At 62.0% G+C, this 24487-nt stretch carries 18 protein-coding genes and 4 tRNA genes; 12 read left to right on the top strand and 10 right to left on the bottom strand.

Going from position 1 to position 24487, the window contains the following annotated elements; all coding sequences use genetic code 11:
- Nucleotides 1–87 precede the first annotated feature (87 nt).
- Entirely contained in the window at nt 88–1194 is a 1107-nt protein-coding gene (locus J3456_RS08820; protein ID WP_269346077.1) for an AI-2E family transporter, read from the top strand.
- Between the two features lie 6 nt (nt 1195–1200).
- Here J3456_RS08820 and J3456_RS08815 read toward each other — a convergent pair whose 3' ends face one another.
- The 3 genes from J3456_RS08815 to J3456_RS08805 all read right to left on the bottom strand — a co-directional run bounded on the left by J3456_RS08815 (nt 1201) and on the right by J3456_RS08805 (nt 4342).
- Nucleotides 1201–2601 (bottom strand): TRAP transporter large permease, encoded by a 1401-nt coding sequence (locus J3456_RS08815; RefSeq protein ID WP_067941434.1) that lies wholly within the window; start codon nt 2599–2601, stop codon nt 1201–1203.
- On the bottom strand, nt 2601–3230 hold the full coding sequence (locus J3456_RS08810) for a TRAP transporter small permease subunit (RefSeq protein WP_067622382.1): 630 nt from the start codon (nt 3228–3230) through the stop codon (nt 2601–2603). Before J3456_RS08810 ends, J3456_RS08815 begins: the two co-directional genes overlap by 1 nt.
- 95 nt (nt 3231–3325) lie before the next feature.
- A complete protein-coding gene (locus J3456_RS08805; protein WP_349579818.1) occupies nt 3326–4342 on the bottom strand; it encodes a C4-dicarboxylate TRAP transporter substrate-binding protein in 1017 nt (338 codons plus the stop codon).
- 348 nt (nt 4343–4690) lie between these two features.
- Between J3456_RS08805 and acs the strand changes: the two genes are divergently transcribed.
- Nucleotides 4691–6646 (top strand): acetate--CoA ligase, encoded by a 1956-nt coding sequence (acs, locus tag J3456_RS08800; RefSeq protein ID WP_349579817.1) that lies wholly within the window; start codon nt 4691–4693, stop codon nt 6644–6646.
- A 58-nt stretch (nt 6647–6704) separates the two neighbouring features.
- Nucleotides 6705–7277, top strand: coding sequence for an MOSC domain-containing protein (locus tag J3456_RS08795; protein ID WP_349579816.1), 573 nt, complete (start codon nt 6705–6707; stop codon nt 7275–7277).
- Between the two features lie 86 nt (nt 7278–7363).
- On the opposite strand, the gene J3456_RS08790 is transcribed toward J3456_RS08795, so the two are convergent.
- On the bottom strand, nt 7364–7870 hold the full coding sequence (locus J3456_RS08790; RefSeq protein WP_349579814.1) for a DUF992 domain-containing protein: 507 nt from the start codon (nt 7868–7870) through the stop codon (nt 7364–7366).
- Nucleotides 7871–8133: 263 nt separating this feature from the next.
- Here J3456_RS08790 and J3456_RS08785 point away from each other — a divergent pair, with 263 nt between their 5' ends.
- Entirely contained in the window at nt 8134–8670 is a 537-nt protein-coding gene (locus tag J3456_RS08785) for a flavin reductase family protein (protein ID WP_502989499.1), read from the top strand.
- A 36-nt stretch (nt 8671–8706) separates the two neighbouring features.
- On the opposite strand, the gene J3456_RS08780 is transcribed toward J3456_RS08785, so the two are convergent.
- The 3 genes from J3456_RS08780 to J3456_RS08770 all read right to left on the bottom strand — a co-directional run bounded on the left by J3456_RS08780 (nt 8707) and on the right by J3456_RS08770 (nt 15242).
- Nucleotides 8707–13047 (bottom strand): translocation/assembly module TamB domain-containing protein, encoded by a 4341-nt coding sequence (locus tag J3456_RS08780; RefSeq protein WP_349579813.1) that lies wholly within the window; start codon nt 13045–13047, stop codon nt 8707–8709.
- On the bottom strand, nt 13047–14861 hold the full coding sequence (locus tag J3456_RS08775; protein WP_349579812.1) for an autotransporter assembly complex protein TamA: 1815 nt from the start codon (nt 14859–14861) through the stop codon (nt 13047–13049). Before J3456_RS08775 ends, J3456_RS08780 begins: the two co-directional genes overlap by 1 nt.
- 295 nt (nt 14862–15156) lie before the next feature.
- Nucleotides 15157–15242, bottom strand: a tRNA-Leu gene (locus J3456_RS08770).
- A gap of 220 nt (nt 15243–15462) precedes the next feature.
- On the opposite strand from J3456_RS08770, the gene J3456_RS08765 reads away from it, so the two are divergent.
- The 5 genes from J3456_RS08765 to J3456_RS08745 all read left to right on the top strand — a co-directional run bounded on the left by J3456_RS08765 (nt 15463) and on the right by J3456_RS08745 (nt 19289).
- Nucleotides 15463–16146, top strand: a complete 684-nt coding sequence (locus J3456_RS08765) for a DsbA family oxidoreductase (protein ID WP_349579811.1) — start codon at nt 15463–15465, stop codon at nt 16144–16146.
- 46 nt (nt 16147–16192) lie between these two features.
- Complete coding sequence (gene lipB, locus J3456_RS08760) at nt 16193–16876, top strand: lipoyl(octanoyl) transferase LipB (protein ID WP_349579809.1); 684 nt, start codon at nt 16193–16195, stop codon at nt 16874–16876.
- A gap of 183 nt (nt 16877–17059) precedes the next feature.
- Nucleotides 17060–18733 (top strand): cytochrome c oxidase subunit I, encoded by a 1674-nt coding sequence (gene ctaD / locus J3456_RS08755; RefSeq protein WP_067622408.1) that lies wholly within the window; start codon nt 17060–17062, stop codon nt 18731–18733.
- 247 nt (nt 18734–18980) lie between these two features.
- Nucleotides 18981–19055, top strand: a tRNA-Gly gene (locus J3456_RS08750).
- 159 nt (nt 19056–19214) lie between these two features.
- Nucleotides 19215–19289 (top strand) — tRNA-Gly (locus tag J3456_RS08745).
- 252 nt (nt 19290–19541) lie between these two features.
- Here J3456_RS08745 and rlmB read toward each other — a convergent pair.
- The gene (gene rlmB, locus J3456_RS08740) at nt 19542–20318 is read right to left on the bottom strand and encodes a 23S rRNA (guanosine(2251)-2'-O)-methyltransferase RlmB (protein ID WP_349579808.1); all 777 of its coding nucleotides are present in this window, start codon (nt 20316–20318) and stop codon (nt 19542–19544) included.
- A gap of 113 nt (nt 20319–20431) precedes the next feature.
- Here rlmB and J3456_RS08735 point away from each other — a divergent pair.
- Nucleotides 20432–20515: transfer RNA gene (locus J3456_RS08735), tRNA-Tyr, on the top strand.
- Between the two features lie 102 nt (nt 20516–20617).
- Here J3456_RS08735 and J3456_RS08730 read toward each other — a convergent pair.
- Nucleotides 20618–21193 (bottom strand): hypothetical protein, encoded by a 576-nt coding sequence (locus J3456_RS08730; protein WP_349579807.1) that lies wholly within the window; start codon nt 21191–21193, stop codon nt 20618–20620.
- A 93-nt stretch (nt 21194–21286) separates the two neighbouring features.
- On the opposite strand from J3456_RS08730, the gene J3456_RS08725 reads away from it, so the two are divergent.
- Nucleotides 21287–22291, top strand: coding sequence for a GT-B fold glycosyltransferase domain-containing protein (locus J3456_RS08725; protein WP_349579806.1), 1005 nt, complete (start codon nt 21287–21289; stop codon nt 22289–22291).
- Nucleotides 22292–22368: 77 nt separating this feature from the next.
- The gene (locus J3456_RS08720) at nt 22369–23661 is read left to right on the top strand and encodes an O-acetylhomoserine aminocarboxypropyltransferase/cysteine synthase family protein (protein ID WP_348157233.1); all 1293 of its coding nucleotides are present in this window, start codon (nt 22369–22371) and stop codon (nt 23659–23661) included.
- Between the two features lie 50 nt (nt 23662–23711).
- Here the strand turns inward: J3456_RS08720 and J3456_RS08715 are convergent, their stop codons facing one another.
- Nucleotides 23712–24413, bottom strand: a complete 702-nt coding sequence (locus J3456_RS08715; RefSeq protein WP_349579805.1) for an SIMPL domain-containing protein — start codon at nt 24411–24413, stop codon at nt 23712–23714.
- Between the last annotated feature and the right edge of the window lie 74 nt (nt 24414–24487).

Here is a 24487-nt window from a genome sequence, read left to right as displayed (position 1 = left end):
GCATCAAGCACCCTGCGTGAATGAACTTTTCCCCCCGTCCCGCGTTGGCTTCGTAGCATCTGCGCAGGGCATGTTGGGGGGAAGACATTGAACGATATCGCCGCGATCAGACGGCTGTTGGAAGTGCTGGTACTGATCGCCCTCTTCGTGACTGCCTATTTCGCCAAGGATTTGCTGCTGCCGATCCTGCTTGGTTTCCTCCTCGCGCTGACGCTTAGCCCGCTGATCCGCTCCTTTGAAAAATTCGGCATCTCGCCTCCGCTGGGGGCTGTGCTGCTGATTGGCTTTGTCGGGCTGATCATCTTTGTGCTGGCCGGGCTGTCAGCGGGCACCGTGGCCACGTGGTCCGATGAGATTCCCTCGATGGGCAATGAGATACAGCGCAAGCTGCAAGGCTGGATGAAGACAGTAGAGGATGTCCGCTCTGCCACAGAACAGGTCGAACAAATCGGCGCAGATAACGGCGCCAGCAAACCCGAAGAGGTGGTGGTCAAACAGCCAGGCCTGCTCGACAATGCCATGAACACCGGCGCGCGGATCGGCGGCACGGTGGCCGTCGCCCTAGTGCTGGCGCTGTTCCTGCTGGCCTCGGGCGATCTGTTTTATCTCAAGCTGGTTCAGTCGTTCCAGACCTTCACCGGCAAAAAACGCGCGCTGAAGGCGGTCTATGACGTTGAGCGCCGCGTGTCGCGCTACCTGCTGACCATCACCATCATCAACGCGGGGCTTGGCGTCTCTGTTGGGCTTTACCTTTTCGCGCTTGGGCTGCCTGTTCCTTATGTCTGGGGCTTGGCGGCGTTCTTGCTGAACTTCCTGCCCTATATCGGCGGGGTGATCGGCGCGGTGCTGGTGGGGGCCTATGCCATCGCCACATTCGACAGCGTCGGCTATGCGATCCTTGCCCCAATCGGCTATCAGATCCTCACCGGGATCGAGGGGCAGTTCATCACGCCCTACCTTGTGGGGCGTCGGTTGGAGTTGAACACCGTTGCCGTATTCCTCACCGTGGTCTTTTGGGGCTGGCTTTGGGGGATTGCGGGCGCGCTGGTGGCGGTGCCCTTCCTCGTGGTCTTCAAGGTGATTTGCGAGAACGTCACTGCGCTCAACATGATCGGGCATTTTCTGGATAAATCCGCCCCCGATGTGGCGGCAACCGCGGCGGATGAACCCGCCGCGGAAAAGCCCGGTGGCTAAAGCCGCCTAGCCCGCGAGGGACGGCAGCCAGAGCACGATCTGCGGGAAGGCCACAAGCAAGCCGATGGTCACCGCGTCGGCGATGAAGAAGGGCATCACGCCGCGGAACACGTCCTGCACGCTGAGGTCGGGGCGCACGCCCGCGACGACAAAGCAGTTGAGGCCGATGGGCGGGGTGATCAAACAGAACTCCGCCATCTTCACCACCAGAATGCCGAACCAGATCGCGCACATCGGGCCCGACATGCCAAAGGCACTGTCAGCGGCCGAGACAAACTCGCCCCCGTTGAGCGCCATCACCGCCGGGTAAACCACCGGCAGTGTCAGCAGCAGCATGCCAATGGCGTCCATGAACATGCCGAGCACCGCATAGGCCAGCAGGATGCAGATCAAGATGATCATCGGCGAGGTTTCGAGCGATGAAATCCAATCGGCAAACGCGCCCGGCAGGTCAGCGAAGCCCAAGAACCGTACATAGATCAACACGCCCCAGATGATGGTGAAGATCATCACCGTCAGCTTGGCCGTCTCCAGCAGTGCGTCCTTCAATTCCGCCAGTCGCATCCCACGGAAGACCGCCATGCAAAAGACGATAAACGCACCAACCGCGCCGCCTTCTGTCGGGGTGCCCCATGCATCGCCAAAGGGGTTGTAGACGAAGAAGATGATGATCACGACCACCGCGACAATCGGCAGAGCGGCAGGCAGAGCGGCAAAGCGTTCACGCCATGTAAAGCCGGTCACCGGCGGGCCGACGTTCTTCCAGATCATGGCGATGCCGATGATCAACACCGCATATACCACCGCCGAAAAGGCACCGGGGATAAAGCCCGCCAGCAGCAGCTTGCCCACGTCCTGCTCAACGATGATCGCATAGATCACCAAGATCGCCGAGGGCGGGATCAGCGAGGCCAATGTGCCCCCTGCCGCCACGACACCCGCCGCGAATTGCTTGTTATAGCCAATCTTGAGCATCTCGGGGATGGCGATCCGCGCGAAAACCGCAGCCGTGGCCACCGACGCGCCCGACACAGCCGCAAAGCCTGCGGTCGCAAAAACGGTCGAGACCGCCAAACCGCCCGGCACCCAAGCAAACCAGCGCTTCGCGGCTTCAAAGATCGCTTTGGTGAGACCTGCGTAATAGGCCAAGAAACCGATCAGGATGAAGGTGGGGATGAGCGAGAGGGTCTGGCTCGACACTTTGGAATGCGGCACCTGCCCCGCGGTCTTGATCGCGACGGTCAGCGCCCAGCCAAGTTGGTCCCACTCCATGCCCTTCTTGGCCCAGAAAATCCAGATAAGGCCGATAAGCCCGGCCATGGCGGCGGCAAAGGCCACCCGCATGCCAAGCACCACCATAAGCAACATGCCGCCCGAGACCCAAAGGCCGATTTCAATAGGATCCATCAGTCACGTCCATCCAGTTGTTCGGCCTCGGCCATTGCTTGTTCTGCCGCCGATTGTACCAGCGGCACGGCCACAGGGCGTTCCAGCCCCAGCACCAAGGCCCGGCCATAGCCCCAGATCTGCAGGCAAAGCCGCAGGGAGATCACGGCAAAGGCCAGTGGCACCACCAGTTTGCTGGGCCAGATCGGCAGGCCGATATCGATCGAGCTATCGCGGCTCCACATCGGGGCGGCCATATCAAAACTGCGGTCGAAATGCGCCCATGCGCCCCATGTCAGCGCCAGCATCAAAAGCAGGATAAGCACCACAGACAGCAGTTCCGCCGCCCAAAGCGCGCGGCCCTTAAGCTGGCCGATTAGGATGTCCATGCGCACATGCCCGCCCATACGTTGGGTATAGGCAATGCCCATGATGGCGATGAACGGCATGGCCGCTTCGATCCAGTCGACATAGCCCGCCAGTGGCGTGGAAAAGAACTTGCGCCCCCCCACGGACCAAACGGCCAGCACCATCAACATGAAAACGGCAATCCCCGAGATCAGGGCAAAGAAGGTCTCCAGTTTCAGCAGGCCCCGGTCGAGGCGGCTGAGGAGGCTGCTGTCCTCCAGCACGGCGGATGATCCGGCCATCGGCTCTCCTTTTCAGAAAGTCTGTTTGTTACGTCATTAAAGTCGAAAGGGCCGCGCGGTTTGCCGCACGGCCCTTAAAGTCATGCGCGCAAGGCTTAGTTCGACGCGCGTTCTTTTTCCAGCGTTTCCATCACGAGGTCATAGAGTTCCTGACCCGGAATGCCTTGGGCTTCCATGTCTTTGATCCATGCTTCGCGCGCAGGATCAGCCGCTTTGGCTTTGAACTCGGCGATCACCTCGGGGGAGAATTCGACCTTCTCGACGCCCTTTTCTTCAAGAACGGAATCCCACCGCTCAAGCAGTTCGCCGTAGTTGGCAAGGTAGTGATCCAGCGCCTCATCGACGGACCCATCAAGCGCTTCGCGCTCTGCGTCGCTCAGCGCCTCATAGGCGTCGATGTTCACCACAACGGGGCAGTTCACGGTGCCGGGGTTGAGGTTTGCAGTCCACCAATCGGCTTTGTTGATCGTGCCAAAGCTCAGGTGCGCGTGCTGGGCAAAGGCCACAGTGTCGACAACACCGGATTCCATCGCGTTATAGGCTTCCGAAGAGGTCACGGATGTCGGCACACCGCCCACGGCTTCGAATGCTTTGCCCAGACCGCCGGTGGCGCGCACGCGCATGCCGTCAAAGTCTTCCAACGTGGTGCGCGGATCGCCGGTGCCGACAAGGTTGTACTGCGGCATGGGCGAGGTCATCAGCATCTTGGCGTTCCACTGCGCCATCTCTTTGGCGACGGCGGGGTGGTCATAGACGGCACGGCTGACCGCGACCTCTTCTTCAAGGTTGCTGACGCCGAGGAAGGGCAGTTCCAACACGGTGATCGCGCGGTTCTTGTCGGCGTGGTAGCCGGCGCAGAACTGGGCCATCTCAAAGGCACCGATGGAGATACCGTCGAGGTTCTCACGGTTCTTGGACAGGCCGCCGTAGCTGACGTTGATGGTGAATTCGCCGTTGGTCTTTTCGTTCACCAGTTCGGCGATCTTTTCGACATGCTCGGTGAAGGCGCGGCGCTTGCCCCAGACGGAGGCGTTCCATTCGGTCGCGGCAGCTTCGCCGACGAAGGCAACGCTTAGCGCACAGGCGGCAGCGCCGCTCAGCAGATTTTTCATGATATCTCTCCCTAGATGCCCGCCCTTAGTGAGCGGATTGGCGCACAGGCTACCCCGAGGGGACAGGCCTGCCAACCCCGTCATGCCGCGCAAATACGACAGCCGCAAGACAGTTGGGCAAGGTTTGACTGCCAAGGCTTTGAAAAAGCGCGTCATTCCCCGGTAGACAGTGGAAAATTTACAGATACCCCGCAAATCGGGAAAAACCTTTACAGGCAAGCCCTTGTATTCCAGTTGCTTATTCACTTCTTTTCACGGGCCGCTATGATCCAGCTCAGGAGGAGGCCACGGCAGCCGGGTGAGATCTGCGCCCCGTGGCAAGACGCGAACATCAAGGGAGGAACCACCATGTCCGACGCCACCGCAAAGACCTATCCGCCATCCGCCGACATGGCCGCCCGCGCCCATGTGGATGCCCAGACCTATGACAAGATGTACAACGCCTCGGTCACCGACACCGAGGCGTTCTGGCGCGAACAGGCGCAGCGGATCGACTGGATCAAACCCTTTACCCAGGTGCGCGATGTGAACTTTGACCTTGGGTCGGTCAGCATCAACTGGTTCGCGGATGGCGAGTTGAACGTCAGCGCCAATTGCATCGACCGCCACCTTGAGACGCGCGGCGATCAAACCGCGATCATTTGGGAGCCCGACAGCCCCGAGGACGACGCAAAACACATCAGCTACCGCGAGTTGCACAGCGCCACCTGCCGCATGGCCAATGTACTGCGCGATCTGGGCGTGGGCAAAGGCGACCGCGTCATCATCTACATGCCGATGATCCCCGAAGCCGCCTATGCCATGTTGGCCTGCGCGCGGATCGGCGCGATCCATTCCATCGTTTTCGCCGGGTTCTCACCAGATGCGCTGGCCGCCCGCGTCAATGGCTGCGAAGCCAAGGTCGTGATCACCGCGGATGAGGCCCCGCGCGGCGGCAAGGCCACCCCGCTCAAAGCCAATGCCGACAAGGCACTGGCGCAATGCGACGCCAGCGTGCAATGCCTCGTGGTGCGCCGCACCGGCGGGGATGTGGCATGGAACGACGCCCGCGACCGCGATTACAACGTACTGGCCGAGCAGGCCGCCGACACCTGCGAGCCGACAGCCGTGGGGGCCGAGGACCCGCTGTTCATCCTCTATACCTCTGGCTCCACCGGCCAGCCCAAGGGTGTGGTCCATAGCACCGGCGGCTATCTCACCTATGCGGCGCTGACCCATGAGGTGACCTTTGATTACCACGATGGCGACGTCTATTGGTGCACCGCGGATGTGGGCTGGGTCACCGGGCACAGCTATATCGTCTATGGCCCGCTGGCCAATGGCGCGACCACGCTGATGTTCGAAGGCGTGCCGACCTACCCCGACGCCAGCCGCTTCTGGCAGGTCTGCGAAAAGCACAAGGTTACCCAGTTCTACACCGCCCCCACCGCCATCCGCGCGCTGATGGGCCAAGGCAAGGAATTCGTCACGAAAAGCGACCTGTCGTCGCTGCGCATTCTTGGCACCGTGGGCGAGCCGATCAACCCCGAGGCATGGAACTGGTACCATGATGTCGTCGGCCAAGGCCGCTGCCCCATCGTCGACACTTGGTGGCAGACCGAAACAGGCGGTCACCTGATGACCCCCCTGCCCGGCGCCCATGACATGAAACCAGGGGCCGCGATGAAACCGTTCTTCGGGATCAAACCTGTGGTGCTCGACCCAACCTCGGGTCAAGAGATTGAGGGCAATCCAGCCGAAGGCGTGCTTTGCATCGCGGACAGTTGGCCGGGCCAGATGCGCACCGTCTGGGGCGATCACGAGCGGTTCGAGAAAACCTATTTCGCGGATTATCCCGGCTATTATTTCACCGGCGATGGCTGCAAACGCGATACCGATGGCGACTATTGGATCACGGGCCGCGTCGATGATGTGATCAATGTCTCGGGCCACCGCATGGGCACCGCCGAGGTCGAAAGCGCGCTGGTCGCCCATGACAAAGTCGCCGAAGCCGCCGTGGTCGGCTACCCGCATGAGGTCAAAGGTCAGGGCATCTATTGCTATGTCACATTGATGAGCGGTGAAGAGCCTTCCGAAGACCTGCGCAGCGAGCTGCGCAATTGGGTCCGGCAAGAGATTGGCCCCATTGCCTCGCCCGACCTGATCCAATGGGCGCCCGGGCTGCCGAAAACCCGCTCGGGCAAGATCATGCGCCGGATCCTGCGCAAGATCGCCGAAAACGATTATGGCGCCTTGGGGGATACATCGACGCTGGCGGATCCCAGCGTGGTGGATGATCTTATCGACAACCGAATGAATCGCTAAAGCTTGACACGGCGCGGGTGGCTGCCCGCCCCCGCGCCGTGCCCAAAGAGAGAGAGACATGGACCAAACCGCCCCCCAGATACTGCCGCCCGCCACAGCGGCGGAATGTGACGCCGCCCTGCCAAATATCCTCGCCGCGCCCAAGGATGGGGCGGTCATAGAACAGCTCTGTTTCCGCGCTGAATACGGCCTGCGAGACCACCCCGATCATCTGGACCTGACCGTGGGCGAAGGCATCCGTGGCGAGCGTTGGACCAAGAAACCTTGGCTGACCCTGCCCGATGGCAGCCCCGACCCGCGGATACAGGTTTCGATCCTGCCCAAACGCATCATGGACCTGTGCTGGCGTGACCGCGCAAACACGCCCCACCCCGGCGATACGATGATCGTGGACATGGACCTTGGCCATGAGAACCTGCCCGTCGGCACACGGCTACAGGCCGGATCGGCGGTGCTGGAGGTGAGCGACAAGTTCAACACCGGCTGCATCAAATGGCGCGACAGATATGGCCAAGACAGCCTGCGCTGGATCAACCGAAAGGAAAATCGCCCCTACCGCCTGCGCGGTATCCTGTGCAAGATCGTGCAAGATGGCACCGTGCGGGTCGGCGATCGGCTCGTCAAACTTTGAGGTTTGGCGAAAAGCAAAGGCCGCCCCAATGGGACGGCCCTACGTACATTTCACATATTTAAGCTCGGCTCTCGCCTTTCGCAGGCTTAGCCTTCGACGCGCTGCAAGTTGATCTCACCCACGCCCACAGCAAAGTTCACGCCGGTCTGGGTGTTCACGCTCAGCGGCTGAAGCGCCAGCGTGTTTTCAGAGCCACCTGTCATCAGGTTTGCACCTGCGCCGACACCAACGGTCGCCTCAGCAGAGACACCCTTGTAGCTGCCGTTCAGACCGCCTTCGTAATATTCCTGCTCAGTCGGGGCCAACACCAGCCAAGACATCTGGCCATTCTGTGTCTTACCGATATCGACGCCCCAGCGGTTGATCTCACCGACATAGGTCTCATCTTCGAGACCTTCTTCGATGGGGTTGAAGGTACAGGTCAGCTCACGGGTGGAGCCAAAGATAAAGCCGGTGCCATCGCCCACATCGCAAGACAGCGACCCGATTTCAGCGTGGTCAACGGTCTCATTGTCATCGGCCATCGCGGAGGAGCCGAAAGCGGTGGCGCTCAACAAAGCGGCGCCGACGGTCAGTTTGGTTGCATGCATCATCTTTAGTCACTTTCCGGCGCGGCGTTGCGCGCCTTTTCTGCTTTGAACGGCATTCGGGTGCCTTGGACAGGCGGCGCAGATGACCTGCTCCGCCCCTTTCAGACAGCCAGCATCGACACCACGTAAGCGCCGATGATGCCTCTCATCGCAGACCCAACGCCCATCCCCGATTGGGGTTCCTGCCCGTGCTAACAGGGGCGGAATACCGCGCAGGGGAACGGGGCGCGCAACGCCCCGGCACCGCTGGACAAATCAGCCGCTACATGGCACCGCTTGTCGCTATGAGTGATGATCTGATCCCCTTCTCGCCCGACAGCGGCGATGCCCCTGCCCTGCGCCGCGCCTTTGGGCGTTTCGGCACCGGCGTGACCGTGGTGACCGTGAAAACCGCACAGGGCCCCATGGGGATGACCGCGAATTCCTTCGCCTCGGTCTCGCTTGAGCCGCCCTTGGTGCTGTGGTCGCCTGCGATCTCATCCAAACGGCACGACAGTTTCACCTCGGCTGCATCGTTCTGCATCCATGTCCTTGGCGCGGATCAAGAGGATTTGGCCCAACGGTTCGCCGGTCAAGGTCATGACTTTTCCGGTTTCGACTGGACGGAAGATGCCGCAGGTGTGCCGACCTTTTCGGGCTGCCTTGCCCGGTTTCACTGCAACACCTACGCCGTGCATCCGGCGGGCGATCATTCGCTGATTTTGGGCCATGTGCAACAGGTCGCCCTGCGCGAGGATGGCGCGGCGGGGCTGATGTTCGACCAAGGCCGCTATGGCCGTTTTACCCCGCGCGACGCGGATTAAACGCGGCCAAGGGCGCCCCGCAAGGCGCCCCCGTTCTCAGTAATCCCGCTCAAAGAAAATACCGATGCTGCTGTCGCCGTCCGAGCCAAGCGTGCCCTTGGCCGTCAGGCTTTCGGTAATGTCGAGGTTGAGGGAAACCTCGCCAGTCCCATCAGAGGCCGCCGTGACATCGGTATAGACATTGTCGGTCAGGTATTTCCCAAGCCGCAGCGCCGTTGCACCATCGTCGGTGGTGGTCACATCCAGATCGTCCAAGCCAAAGCCTTCGCGCAGGTTGCCGATCACCCCGTCGCCGCCACGGCCCGCAAGGGTCGCCACCGCACTGGCCAATTGCAGCGCTTGAAAGGCCGAGATTTCCGAGATGTTGCGCCCAAAGAGCAGTTGCGACAGCACCTCATCCTGCGGTGCGGCAGGGGTGGATTCAAAGGTCACCTCCGGCTCATTCGCAGGGCCGCTGACGATGACACGCACCTCGCCCGCTTCGGTATCGGTCGAGGTCACGAAGCGGATATAGGGAATGAAATCGCCCTGAAATTGGACCGAGCCTTCGTCGAGCAAGAAGCGTTTGCCCAAGATATCCAGCCGCCCCCGGATCAGTTCAAACCGCCCGGCAGAGATGATGCGATTGGTGGTGCCGCTGAGGTTGAGCGAGCCGCCCAGTTCCGCATCAAGCCCGCGCCCGCGCACGAAAATCCGGTTGGGCGCGTTCAATTGCAGGTTCAGTCCAAAGCCGGGGCCCGAGCCATCCTCAGCAGGGTCTTCTCCCGCTTCGGCCCCCTCCAGCCCGGCCTTGCGCCGGGTTGCCAGAACATCGGCGGGCGCGTTGACATGGGTGATCTGCGGAATGTCCCCGATTGAGGTCAGCCCCGTTGCGGGCACCTGAATATTGGTCTCGCCCGCGTTGATCACGCCGGTGATCTGCGCCCCACCGCTTAAAGGGCCCGCAAGCCGCAGGTCGCCGTTCAGCGTGGTGCTGTAAAGGCTTGGGTCCGCATAGACGAGATTGCGCAGGGTCACGCTGATATCCGCAGGCAAGGCCGGTGTCAGGGTGATCGCCCCCGCCACGCGCAGCTCTCCGCCGTCGACTGCCTGCCCGGTCACGTTCAACTGTGCCCGGTTGTTGCCAAGCTGGATATCCGCATCGATCCCCCGCAGAGCCACGCGCAGGTTCGGCGCGGTGAATGTCGCGCCGCTGGTGGTGATGCGCCCGCTGACCGACGACAGCGCCGCCGGGCCGTTGATCTGCAAGTCAAACTGCGCCTGCCCCTGCAAGTTGCGCGGGGCAAGGAAGGGACGCGACAGGCCAAGTGGGGCATTGCCCGCGATATCAATGTTCAGCGTCCCATCGGGGTTCACCAATCCAGCCACGGTTGCCTGCGTGCCGGCGGGGCCGTTGGCATTGGTATCAATCCGCCATGCCTCCCCCTCGCGCCGGGCCGAGCCTGCGACGCTGAGCGGGCCGTTCACCTGCTCCACCAATGCGCCGATGTCGGGCATGTTCAGCTGGAAATCGACCGCCGCGTTGGGGCCTGTCACCAAGCCTTCGACCGTCGCCCGCGCGCCGTAGGGGCCGCTGGCGCTTGCATCAAGCACCACCCCTGCTTCGGTCTGGCGCGCCACGCCATTCGCGGCAAAAGAACCCGTGACGCTGGGCACCAGCGGGTTCACATTGGGAACGGAGACGTCGAACCGCATTGAGACTTCACCGGTGACCAGCCCTTCGACCATGGCCCTGCTGCCATAGGGGCCGTTGGCGCTTACATCCACGGCGATCCCGTCTTCTGTTTGACGGATGTCGCCGGTGGCCGAAAGCTGACCGTTCACACCGGGGGCGATGGGGCTCAGGTCGGGCACCGACAGATCAAAGCTGAGCGCCATATTCGGGCCGGTTGCCAGACCTTCGACCACGGCGCTGCTGCCGTAGGGGCCGGTCGCGGCGACATCCACGGCAATGCCGCTCTCCTGCTGTCGCACGGTGCCCTGCGCGGCAAGCGGCCAGTTGACGCCGGGGGCCAGCGGGCTGACATCCGGCAAGGTCAGGTCAAAGCGCAGTGCCATCTCGGGGCCGGTTGCCAACCCTTCCAGCGCGAAGCGACTATCGTAGGGACCATTGGCGATGGTATCGACGACAAACCCCTGTTCGGTCTGCTCCAACGAGCCGCTGGCCTCAACCCCGCCGTTGATCTGCGGCACGAGAGGTTGGATATCTGGCAACGACAGGTCAAAGGCCACATCCACCCGCGGCGTGACCAGCCCCCTGACCGAGGCCTGCGCATCAAGCGGCCCGCTGGCGTCGGTGTTGATCTCCCAGCCCTGTGGTGTCTGGCGCAGCTCGCCCTTGGCCGTGACAGGCCCGGTGATATCCGCGTCTGGTACGAAATCTTCGATCCGCGGGATATCTGCGGTGAAATCGATCTGCGCGTCCTCGCCCGTGGCCAAGCCCGAAACGGTCAGCGCCGCGTCATAGGGGCCATCGGTGACCGCATCGACAACCCAGCCACGCGCTTCTTGTACCGCTGTTGCCTTGACCGCGATGGGGCCTTCGTATTGCGGCAGCACCAGCCCGACATCGGCGAGCGTAAAGTCCAAAGCCGCGCGGCTGTCTTCGCTGCGCAACTCGACATTTCCGGTCAGATCAATCGCGTCGTTCTTGAGGTCCAGATCACGAAGAAAAGTCCCGGTCTCATTGCGCTTTGCGACCATGCTGAGGCTGGTGCGCCCCGCCAGAACCGCATCGGCCTGTTCGATCCCGATCTCAAGGTCATCCGTCCCGCCCGCAATCGCCAGATCGAACATACCGCCCAAAGGCGTCACCGTCCCGTTCAGCGCCAGTGCCGTGGCGCCCGCGATATCGCGGCCCGCCAGCGCGGAAAAGCGGCTGATATCCTGCGCTTCGAGCGTCATCTTCAACTGCGTGAGCAGCCCGGTATCCACCCCATCGATCGCCGCCTCGCCGGTCAGGCCATAGTCATCTCCCGACAGGGTCAGCCCGTTGATCTCAATCGGTTCACCTTCAACGAAACGGATCTCGGCGCTGCCGGTGATCGCGTCCCCAATGGCCTCGGCACTGGCCGGATCGGTCAGCGACAGCCCCTCGGTGGCAAAGGTCACATCGCCAAGGAATTGGCCCAAACTGCCAAGGTTGCCTTCGAGGATCCCATCAAGCGCCAGTTGCGTCTGCGCGATTTGCAGCGCGCCCGTGTCCAGCCCGGTGATGTCGAACGCACTTTCAAAGCGGTCGCCATCGGCGGCATCGTAGTCCACGCGAAGGGTCACGGCCTCTACCCGCGTGCCCTCACCCGAGATCGGCAAAAGGGTCGAAGTGCCATCGGGGTTTGCGATCCGGCCAGAGATGTCGATCAGCGTCGGCCACTTCTCTTGGTTCAGCGTGACCTGCCCCTCCAGATCGACGGAATTCGCCGCAAGGGCAAAGCTGCTGACCTCAACGGCACCGTTGCTTTCAAGCAGCGCATCCAGCGCCAGCCGCACGTCTTCCCCGAAAAATTCACGGTAGCGCGGAGCGAGCAGCGCGGTGATGTCGCCGCCGATATCGGCCTGAATGCGACGGTCAGGGGTTTCGCTGGCGCGGCGTGGGGCCTGCGTGCCAAGGGTCACCTGCCCGGCCAAACGCTCTTGCCCATCGGTGGCGATGGTCACATCGGTTGCAAAATCATCCAGCGGGCCCGCGCCTTCGACGGTCATCTGCACCGAAGGCTGCCCCGGCAGATTCAGCAGTTTCGAGGCGATGCCTTCGGGGTCTTCGGTCAGGTTCAGCAGCAGATCCAGCACGTTTTCCCTGCGGTCGAAATCGGCTTGAATGTCGAACTCACCCTTTTTGCCATCGGTGCGGCGGGCCTGAAAATCGACAATACCAACCGTATCGGTCAGCCGCGCATTGGCGCGGACCGAAAGCTGCGCAGCCTCACCCAAAATGGGCTCGCCCAGATTGATCTCATCCACGGAAAAGTCAGCGATTTCAATGGAAACGGGCAGATCGGGCAAGGCAAAGGGTTTGGCCTCGGCATCGGGTAGATCAACCTCATCGCTGACCGGCAGACGCTCGACATCCAGCCGCCCGGCGGTGAGCTGTTCAACCTCTAGCCGTCCGCGCAGCAGGGCCGAGCGGTTCCAATCCAGCACCACCTCTTCCAACGTCAGCCAGATGCCATCGTCGTCCGAAATCGTCATTCGATCAAAGGAGGCTGCTGAACTCAGCGCCCCCGAGAACCCGTCGATGCTGACGGTGCGGCCCGCGCCACTCAGCGCATCCTGAATGGTCCGGGTGAGAAAGCCCTTGTCATCATCCTGCGCAAAAGCCGGAGTGAGGCAGGCCAGGTAGACAAAGCTGGCGGTGAGAATCTGCAAAAACTGTCGCATTAAAACGCCTGTCCAATCCCGATATAGACTTGGAAATCTTCATCAACTTCCGGCCCCGAGGTGGGCACGGCCACATCCAGACGGATCGGCCCGATGCCCGTGGCATAGCGCAGCCCCAGCCCCGCGCCGGAGTGCCAAGTGCCTGATCCGTCGTAGAATTCCTCAGACCCGATATAGCCCGCATCGGCAAAGCCCACGACGCCAATCTTCTCGGTCAGGGCCATGCGCGCTTCTGCCGAGAGGCCGACAAAGCTGCGCCCGCCCACGGTGTCGCCGCTTGCCAGATCAACGCCGAGCGACTGATAGGGCTGCCCGCGCACGGTGCCGCCCCCGCCAGAGTAAAACAGGTAATCCGCAGGCGCCTCGGAAAGGTCCGGCCCGGCGACAGAGCCAAGCTGCCCCCGGAAGGCCAGTGTCACGGGGCGTTCGGTTCCAAAGCTGCGGTAGTAGCGCGCATCGAAATAGGTGCGCAGCCCGCTTTCAGACCCCGAAAGCGCGACGAAGGGCGTGATATTGGCGTCGATGTAATAGCCCTCGGTCGCGTCCAGTTCCTTGTCGCGGTAGTCGAACTCGGCCCCCAGCGGCAGGGTCAGCAGGGTGTATTGGTTGGTGCCAAAGGCATCCTCTGTCTCGGCCACACGCAGGCCAAGGCCCACAGAATAGGTGCGGTTCTGGTTGGCGATCCGCTCGATCCCCGCTTCCAGATCCAACTGACGGGAGAAGTAATTCACCTCATCGAGCTGCTCTAGCGTGGCCAGCGCATAGAAATCGGTATCCTCGTTAAAGGTCGCCGGACGCTCGAACCGGGCGGAGAGCGTATAGTCTTCGCCGCCTGAGTTGCCGCCGATGCCTTCGATCTCTGCCGACAAGCGCAGTCGTTCGGCCCCGCCCAACAGATTGCGGTGCAGCCAGAAGGTGCTGAGCGTCAGCCCTTCGAGCGAAGACAGCTCCGCGCCAAACCCAAAGCGGCGCTTGGGCGCTTCTGTCACCTGCGCGGCAATGGGCAGCGTGTCATTAGGGCCGATCCGATCCGCTTCGATCAGGGCCACAGCATCAAAAGCGCCGGTGCGGCGCAGCCGTTCGGTGGCCAGTTCCAACTCCTCGGGAGAGAAGACCTCCCCCTCCGGCAGGCCCGCGATCTCAATCAGGCGGGCGGTGCGCACGTCTTCGTTGCCGGTCACGGTCAGCGCACCAAAGCGCAGCTTTGGCCCCGGGGCGATCCGCAAGGCCGCGTCGATCTGCCGTTCACGGTGTTTGGCCACAAGATCCTGATCGGCCAATTCCGCCTTTGCGTGGCCCACATCGCGCCAGCCGCTCACCCCGGCCGAGACGGTTTCCTTGAGCACACCAAGACGCGCGGTCTCGCCGCTGGCGAAACCCTCCGGCAATTCGGTACCGGGGGCGACGGGCGCAATACGGGCCGCGCCAAAGCGGAACTTTGGCCCCGGGTCTACGGTGATCACGGCACGATCGATGCGGCGCGGCGGCTGCACCGGGGGAATCGCGGCGGCATCGACGCCGTCCAAGGTGATCTTGAGCGTCGGCCCGAAATACCCGTTGTCGTAAAGCAGCGCCAAAAGCCTGCCATAGTCCGCCTGCGCTGCGGCGACCAATTCCTGCGGCGTGGCCGGTTCGGCATCCTCATCGGTTTGCTCGGCCAGCAGCGACCCGCCGCGCAGGGTGGCATAAAGCTCTGAATCATCGGCGATACCAGTGATGGCCAGTTCTGCCGCCTGCGCCGCAGCCCCCCCACCAAGAAGAAGTCCAAGAGCGAGACAATACGCCGCCCCTCGAGTCTGCCCTTGTTGCGCCACGCGCTACCCTCCTTGCGTTTCGTTACCCCGGTTTTCGCGCCGGTTTTCCTTAGCCCGCTCAGCACGCGCATTTTTCTCATCAACCGTTAAACGGCATTGCCGCCTTGGCTGCAAACATTCTGCCGGGGCAATCGCGGTATGAGAGCCCTGTTCGCCCGTCTCGCACAGAAGCGGACCGCAAAATCGGCAAAATACCGCGCAGCAAAGTGTAGTCTGCCCGCGACGAGAGACGAGGACTGAAATGAGTTTTCTTTTTTGGGTGATCCGACCATCGCTTTGCCATTGCAAAGCATGGTGGTGCGGTCGGAGAGACTCGAACTCTCACGGGTGTTACCCCACAGCGACCTCAACGCTGCGCGTCTACCATTCCGCCACGACCGCACGCCATGGTTGGTGGGCGGGGTTTAGCCAAAGACCAAGGGCTTGTGAAGAGGCAATCGGCAAAATTTTTCAGTGAGGTTCAGAAAGCGGGTTAAGCCCCTATTTTCCCGCGGCCACTTCGCTGATCACAATCCCTTTAATGCCCTGCAATCTGACACCTCAGACGTTGAAACGCCGCGCCCGGCAAGCCATCTGTGGACCAAGCAACAAGGAACACGCCATGCCCGCAGATACCGCCACGCCTTCAACTGACGCCCCCACCGTGCAGATCGACATCGTGTCGGATGTCATGTGCCCTTGGTGTATCGTTGGCTATAAACAACTGGAACAAGCGCTCGGCGCGGTCGGCGTGGGCGCATATCTGCGCTGGCATCCCTTTGAGTTGAACCCGCAGATGCCAGCCGAAGGCCAGAACATGGCCGAACATCTGGCCGAGAAATATGGCTCCACCCCCGCGCAATCGGTCGAGAATCGCAAGCGGCTGTCCCAGATGGGCAGCGACTTGGGCTTTGCCTTCAACTTTTCCGACGACACGCGGATGCAAAATACATTCGCCGCGCATCAGTTGCTCACTTGGGCGCAGGCCCAAGGGCTGCAACACCCGCTGAAGATGGCACTCTTCGATGCGCATTTCACCCAAGGGCGCAATGTGAATGATCCCGAGGTGCTGGCCGATGTCGCGGCCTCCGTCGGGCTGGACCGCAGCGAGGCGCTGGAGGTGCTTAGCAGTGGCAGCTTCGCCGAACAAACCCGCGAAGCACAGCAATTCTGGACCTCGCGCGGTATTTCTGGCGTGCCGTCGATGATTTTTGAGGGCAAATACCTCGTCACCGGGGCGCAGGGGGCCGACAATTATGCCCAGATGCTCCGCAAGGTTCTGGAAGAACGCGACGCCGCCGCCTGACGCAGAGCCTCTGGCGGCGCGGCGCGGGTCTTGCTAAGGCATCTCTATGGTTGAATGGATCATCAGCGACGGCTTGACCGATTACCGCACCGCCGAGGCGTGGATGGAGGCGCGCGCCACCGCCATCGCCGCTGGTGAGGCCGAGGAATGCATCTGGCTGGTAGAGCACCCCCCGCTCTACACCGCGGGCACCTCGGCGCGGGCCGAAGACCTGACAGAGCCGGACCGCTTTCCCGTCTACCCCACCAGGCGCGGCGGTCAGTACACCTATCACGGGCCGGGCCAGCGCGTGGCCTATGTGATGCTCAACGTCGCCGCACGGGGCCGCGATGTCCGCTGTTTCGTGCGCCAGCTTGAGAATTGGGTGATCGCCACATTGGATCAATTCAACCTGCGCGGCGAGGTTCGCCCCGGGCGTGTCGGCGTTTGGGTACAGCGGCCCGAAAAACCCGCCCAGCCCGATGGCAGCCCCGCCGAAGACAAGATCGCCGCGATTGGAATCAGGCTGCGCAAATGGGTCAGCTTTCACGGCATCAGCATCAATGTAGAGCCGGAGCTCAGCCATTTTGGCGGCATCGTGCCCTGCGGCATCACGAACCATGGGGTGACCTCACTGGTCGATCTGGGCCTGCCCGTCACAATGGACGATGTCGATCTGGCCCTGCGCGCCACCTTCGATGATGTCTTTGCCAATGACCCCTCTGGCAGTTGCGACATCGCCTCCTGGTAGAGGCAAACCGCGCGCCAAGCGGCGTTAGAACCCGAATATACGTCGATAGCCGCAGCGGAAAAAATACCCTCCCTGCGACCATCGCGCCCATTGCCCCCGCGAGACGGTCGCTCTAAAACGGGCGCGACACCGCATGTGCCGCCTCTGGCGCCATGTGTCCAATTCATTTGCAGGAGGCACCGCATGGCAGACGCAGCCATTCACGGCCAAGATCATCACGACGACCGGGGGTTCTTTACCCGGTGGTTCATGTCCACAAACCACAAAGACATCGGTATCCTTTATCTGATCGTCTCGGCCTTGGTCGGTCTTATCTCGGTGGCATTCACCGTTTACATGCGCCTTGAGCTCATGAACCCCGGCGTTCAATACATGTGTATGGAAGGCGCGCGTTTCATCGCGGATAGCTCTGCCGCCTGTACGCCCAATGGTCATTTGTGGAACGTGCTGATCACCGGCCACGGCATCCTGATGATGTTCTTCGTCGTGATTCCCGCCCTCTTCGGCGGTTTCGGCAACTACTTCATGCCGCTGCAGATCGGCGCGCCGGATATGGCGTTCCCACGGATGAACAACCTCAGCTTCTGGCTCTATGTCGCCGGTACAACGCTGGCGGTCTGCTCACTGCTGACACCGGGCGGCAACGGCCAACTGGGTTCCGGCGTGGGCTGGGTGCTCTACCCGCCGCTCTCGGTCCGCGAAGCAGGCATGTCGATGGACTTCGCGATCTTCGCGGTTCACGTCTCGGGTGCCTCGTCGATCCTCGGCGCGATCAACATGATCACCACCTTCCTGAACATGCGTGCTCCCGGCATGACCCTGTTCAAAGTGCCACTCTTTGCATGGTCGATCTTCGTCACAAGCTGGCTGATCCTTCTGTCACTGCCGGTTCTGGCGGGCGCGATCACCATGCTGCTGATGGACCGTAACTTTGGCTTCGCCTTCTTTGATCCTGCAGGCGGTGGTGACCCGATCCTCTACCAGCACATCCTGTGGTTCTTTGGTCACCCCGAAGTTTACATCATCATCTTGCCCGGTTTTGGCATCATCTCCCACGTGATCGCGACCTTCTCGCGCAAACCAGTCTTCGGCTACCTGCCGATGGTCTGGGCGATCATCGCGATCGGCGCTCTGGGCTTTGTCGTTTGGGCGCACCACATGTACACCGTGGGTATGACCCTGAACCAGCAGGCCTACTTCATGCTGGCCACCATGGTCATCGCGGTGCCAACAGGGGTGAAGGTCTTCAGCTGGATCGCCACCATGTGGGGCGGCTCCATCGAGTTTAAAACACCGATGCTCTGGGCCTTCGGCTTCCTGTTCCTCTTTACTGTTGGTGGCGTCACCGGCATCGTACTGAGCCAGGCCGCTGTGGACCGTGCCTATCACGACACCTACTACGTCGTGGCACACTTCCACTATGTGATGTCCCTCGGCGCGGTCTTCGCCATCTTCGCAGGCATCTACTTCTACCTGCCCAAGATGACAGGCCGCATGTACCCCGAATGGGCAGGCAAACTGCACTTCTGGGCAATGTTCATCGGCGCCAACCTGACCTTCTTCCCGCAGCACTTCTTGGGCCGTCAGGGCATGCCGCGCCGCTACATCGACTACCCCGAGGCCTTCGCCTACTGGAACCAGTGGTCCTCAATCGGTGCCTTCCTCAGCTTCGCCTCCTTCCTGTTCTTCTTCGGGATTATGGCCTACACGCTGACCCGCGGCGCCCGCTCCACAGCGAACAACCCGTGGAACGAATTTGCGGACACGCTGGAATGGACACTGCCCAGCCCGCCGCCCGAACACACGTTCGAGCAGCTTCCAAAACAGGAAGACTGGGACAAACAGCACAGCCACTAAGCTTTGCCAAAATCATCAAAGGCCCCGCCCCCGCGCGGGGCCTTTTCTTTTGCCGCTAAAGCCAGCTCACCACCCCAAGCATCCCTCCCCTTTACCCCGCACCGCCCCCTCACCTTCATCCTTTTTCAAATACCCGCGGGGGTCCGGGGGCAGCGCCCCAGCCCTGCGCAATTTTTTCCACCAAAAACCACATTTCTCTCTTGAAGCCCCCCGCGCTAATGGGTATTTCGCCCTCACCAGACGGTAAGCGGGCGTAGCTCAGGGGTAGAGCATAACCTTGCCAAGGTTAGGGTCGGGCGTTCGAATCGCCTCGCCCGCTCCATCTGGTTTTCACAGGGTCGCATCTTCGGATGCGGCCCTTTGTGCTTTTCCAGCCCCCAATTCACGCGGCTTAACAAATATCGCGCTTTCCCTCCGCCGGGGCAATTTCCCCCCTTGCAGCCCCGCGCACGAATGGGTATTCCCCCCTCACCAACCGGATGCGGGCGTAGCTCAGGGGTAGAGCATAACCTTGCCAAGGTTAGGGTCGGGCGTTCGAATCGCCTCGCCCGCTCCAGGTTGATCCTACTACCCCGTAGGAAACGCAAAGCCGCCCTTCGGGGTGGCTTTTGTGTATCTAGCCGCCACATAAAAAAAACGCCCCATGACGAACACGGGGCGTAAGGTACGGAACGAGGGACAGTAGGTGGCCGGCAGGCGTTCCGGGCCTGCGGTCACCTTTAAATTTAGGAACCCTTGGCCGTTTTCAAAGGGGCCGGGCCCTGTCGCCCCGCCCCCTGCCCGGTTTTGAGCCAGTTCTTGCCGATTCTCAGCCCCCGAACCGGCTGGCATATAGCGCGATCGCGGCGGCGTTAGAGACATTGAGCGACCCAAATCCGCCAGCCGCATCAATCCGCACCAGCGCATCCACGGTCTCGCGGGTCTTCTCCCGCAGTCCCGGCCCCTCTGCCCCCAGAACCAGTGCCACAGGGCGGTCACGGCGGCCCTCTACGGCGCCCTCGATGGTCTGCGTGGCCTCCCCATCCAGCCCCAGCACCAGATACCCCATATCCTGCAGCGCGCGGATCGCATCAGCGAGGTTGCGCACCCGCAGATAGGGCTGACGCTCCAACGCGCCGCTGGCGGTCTTGGCCAGCGCGCCGGTTTCGGGCGCAGAGTGGTGCTTGGTGCCGATGACCGCCGAAGCGCCCAAGACTTCAGCCGAGCGGAGAATCGCGCCGACGTTGTGCGGATCGGTCACCCGGTCGAGCAACAGCAGCCGCGGCGCGGTATCACCGATGGCGACATCCTCCAACCGGCCCCAGTTCAGCGGCTTCACCTCCAGCACCGCGCCTTGGTGGACGGAGTTGGGATCAAGCGGCGGGCGGAACTTGCGCGGGTCGACGACCTGCGGCGTGATTTCCGCCTCGGCGATGGCATCCTCTAGCTTGGCTTGGGCATTCGGCGTGACCATCAGCTGCAGTTTTTCGCGGTTCGGGTTCATCAGCGCATCGCGCACCGCATGCAGGCCAAAAAGCCAGACCGTCTGCGCCGCTTCCGCCTTCTTGTCCTGCTCTTTTTGCACGACCCATTTGGGTTTCTTCATCTCTTGATCCTTTCGTGCGATTTCCCCAACATTTCTCAGGAATTCGCCTTGACGCTTCTTTGGGTCGCTTGTAATCACGCCCCCACGTCAGGTGCAATGCACCGGGACAAAGTGGGCGACAGGCCGCAAGGTGTGGCAGGGGACTGTAACTCCCTCGCGGAGACGCACGCCTGGTTCGATTCCAGGGTCGCCCACCACTTTCTCCTCCTTAGATGACCCCGGAACCTCGCGAGCGAAACGACCGTGGCCACCGATCGATCCCACGGATCGATCCTGTACGCGACGGCAACGTACCCGCCTTACGGGATCAGCACATCTCCCCGCGAAAACGCCTCAAGCTCCATGCTCAGATCGTCGTATACCAACTGAACCCGAACCGTCTGAACAGACCCGAGGTCGAATGTCAGATACGGCTGCGGATCGTCATCCAGAATCGTATTGGGCGAAGGCAGAGCCTCGTGGCAGGGGGGCATCGGCCAATTCTGCATCGGCGCGTCGTTGACCGCGACCGCCATCGCGGCCAGCCCGCAGCGCCAGCTCCACAGATGGGTGACGTAGACGAGGTCCTGCCCGTTATACTGCCGCACCGCGATCCAATTGCCGCGCGTCGCGTTCAGGATCGGCTTCACCTCTGCGGCGGTTGTGAACCGGCCCGTGGGGGTTTGATCTTCGGCAACCAATCCGGGGGGCACGGCCGCCATGTGAAATGCCTGCGGCGGTTCTGCGGGTGTGAGAGGCGCCGCCGGACTGGCCGGTGCTGCGGGCCGCGCCGGGGCCTGCACCCTCATCGGCGCATCCGGTCGGCCAACCCCGTCCAAAGGGGCGGCTGATCCGCCAAAGCTGATCGCGATCACGGCGAAGACAAAATCGAACATTCCGAACCCTCCCGCAGGCCGCTCAAATTGCTGGCTTTTGCCAACAGACGCCTGCCTCTATACTGGCCGAAAACCAAAAGGCCTTGCCGAAGTATGACACGCAATTCGCGTATCCCGCAAACTTTCAACGTCGTCATCGTGGGGCAACAGGGGCGGCTGGCCTATGAAGCGTTGCTTTTTGCCGCCTCCCTGCGCCATTCCTGCCCGCAGTTCCAAGGCCGCCTGCTGATCGCCGAGCCGCAGCCCGGACCGCTTTGGGACAACGACCCGCGCATCACTGATATCGCGCTGCGTGAGGCGCTGACCGACCTCGGAGCAGAGTTCATCCCCTTCGAGAGCCAGCATTTCGGCAGCGCCTACCCCTATGGCAACAAAATCGAGATGCTCAGCGCCCTGCCCGCGGGTGAACCCTTTGTTTTCTTTGACACAGACACGCTGATCACCGGCGATCTGACCGCCGTGCCTTTTGATTTCGACCGGCCCTCGGCCTCCCTGCGGCGCGAAGGGACATGGCCAGAGCCGCAGCTTTACGGGCCGGGCTATTCCGCGCTTTGGAAGTCGCTTTACGACAAGTTCGACCTCGACTTTGCCAGCAGCCTCGACCTGAGCCAGCCGGATGAATATTGGCGCCGTTATCTCTATTTTAACGCCGGTTTCTTCTACTACCGCTGCCCGCGCGAATTTGGCGCGCTGTTTCTGCGCTACGCGCTGGCGGTACGCGATGATCCTCCTGTGGAGCTTTGCGCGCAGAGCTTTGACCCATGGCTCGACCAGATCGTGCTGCCACTGGTGATCCACGCCCTCGGCGGCGGGCGGGATGCCCTGCCCTCTGGTTTGCTGGATGGCACGGTGACCTGCCACTACCGTTTTCTGCCGCTGCTCTATGCCCGTGAAAGCGATCATGCGATTGAGGTGCTACAGGCCATCACCGCCCCCAACCAGATGAAAAAGCTGCTCAAACAGCGCGATGCGATCAAGCGGATGGTCTATCAGGGGCGCGGCGCAAAGGTGCGCGCGCTCTTTGATCAAGACAACCTGCCGCGCCGCGAACAGGCGATCCGCAACCGGATCAAATCCAACGGCTTTTGGATGCGCTGAGCGCTGCGTCCCCCGTTGTCTGAACGGTTCTTTGCGCCTAGGCTGCGCGAAATCCATTTTTCTGAGAGGACAGACCAATGGCCGACAGCCCCAAACATCAATTTGATACATTGCAGATTCACGCAGGCGCTACGCCCGACCCGGCCACTGGTGCGCGGCAGACGCCGATCTACCAGACCACGGCCTATGTCTTTCGCGATGCCGATCACGCGGCGGCGCTCTTTAACCTGCAAGAAGTCGGCTATATCTATTCGCGCCTGACCAACCCCACCAACGCCGTCCTGCAAGAGCGTATCGCCACGCTCGAAGGCGGTGTGGGGGCGGTCTGCTGCTCCTCGGGTCACGCGGCGCAGATCATGGCGCTGTTCCCGCTGATGGGGCCGGGCAAGAATATCGTCGCCTCCACCCGTCTGTATGGCGGCACGGTCACGCAGTTCAGCCACACGATCAAACGTTTCGGCTGGTCCTGCAAGTTTGTCGACTTCGACGATCCACAGGCCGTGGCCGATGCGATCGACGACGACACCCGCGCGGTCTTTGGCGAGGCCATCGCCAACCCCGGCGGCTATATCATGGATGTGCGCGCCATTGCCGATGTGGCTGATGCGGCGGGCATTCCGCTGATCATCGACAACACCAGCGCCACCCCCTACCTATGCCGCCCGATCGAACACGGCGCGACGCTGGTGGTGCATTCCACCACCAAGTACCTCACCGGCAACGGCACCGTCATGGGGGGCTGCGTCGTGGATTCGGGCAAGTTCGACTGGTCCGCCAATGACAAATTCCCCTCGCTCAGCCAGCCTGAGGAAGCCTATCACGGAATGAAGTTCCACGAGACCTTCGGCGCGATGGCCTTCACCTTCCACGGCATCGCCATCGGGCTGCGCGATCTGGGCATGACGATGAACCCACAGGCGGCGCATTACACGCTAATGGGGATCGAGACCCTGTCGCTGCGGATGGACCGCCATGTGCAGAACGCGGTCAAGGTTGCCGAATGGCTCGAACAGGACGACCGCGTTGATTACGTCACCTACGCCGGGCTGAAATCCTCGCCCTATCACGAGCGGATGCAAAAGGTCTGCCCCAAGGGCGCGGGCGGGCTTTTCACCTTTGCGGTCAAAGGCGGTTATGACGCCTGCGTGAAACTGGTCAACAGCCTCGATATCTTTAGCCATGTGGCGAACTTGGGCGATACGCGCTCGCTGATCATCCACTCGGCATCGACCACCCACCGACAGCTGACGCAAGAGCAGCAGGAAGCGGCAGGGGCCGGGCCAGGCGTGGTGCGCATCTCAATCGGGACCGAAGACGCCGACGACCTGATCGCCGATCTTGATCAGGCGCTGACCAAAGCGACCAGCTAAACCTTCGCCCCCGCCGATCACCTCGGCGGGGGATTTTTTTCCAAGGCGGCTTACTGCCCCGGCGCAATCGCGAAGATCATGGAGACCTCGGCCTGCAGCTCGACCTCGCCTTCGGCCACGGCGCTGTCCATGGCCATGCCCATGCGGGCTGCCTCGAACATCTTGGGCTGGGAATGCGAATTCTCGGTCATGCGGATCAGGGTGCCCAGCTTCACCCCCGCGGCATCGGCCAATTGCCGGGCGCGTTCGGTGGCATCGGCAACCGCGGCTTTGCGCGCTTCGGCCAGCGCATCTTTCGGGTCTTGAAGACCGAAGTCCAAACCATTGAAATCATTCGCACCTTCGTCGATTACCGCGTCCATCATCGCGCCTAAACGGTCCAGATCGCGGACCTTTACGGTCACCGAATTGCCCGCTTGATAGCCGGTGATGCGCGGCGGCGCGCCATTTTCGACGGGGCGGCGGTCATGCACCGGGCGCAGGTAGAAGCGGCTGGTCTGACGGTCCTTCGCCGCGATGCCCTGCGCGTCAAGCTGGGTCAGGATCGCAGACACCGCTTCGGTCACCTTGTCCATCGCGGCTTTTGCGGTCTCGGCCTCTTCGGTCACGCCCAACGTGATCGTCGCCATGTCGGGCGCGGCGGCGATGCTGCCTTGGCCGGTGACGATAATCCCCTCTTCCGGTCCCTGCTGAGCCGAGACCAATCCGGCCCCCGCCATCCACGCCAGTGCCACCCAATTCATCAGTCGCATGTTCGCTCCTTTCCGTGCTTCAATGCGCCGCCATTTGCCCATCGCGGGCCGCCGCTGACAAGCACCTGCGCGGC

Source organism: Sulfitobacter sp. NFXS29, assembly GCF_040148765.1.
In the GTDB taxonomy this organism is placed as follows: Bacteria; Pseudomonadota; Alphaproteobacteria; order Rhodobacterales; family Rhodobacteraceae; genus Sulfitobacter.
The sequence above is the reverse complement of the archived record's forward strand: the minus strand, read 5'-3'. Positions and strand labels throughout refer to the sequence as shown.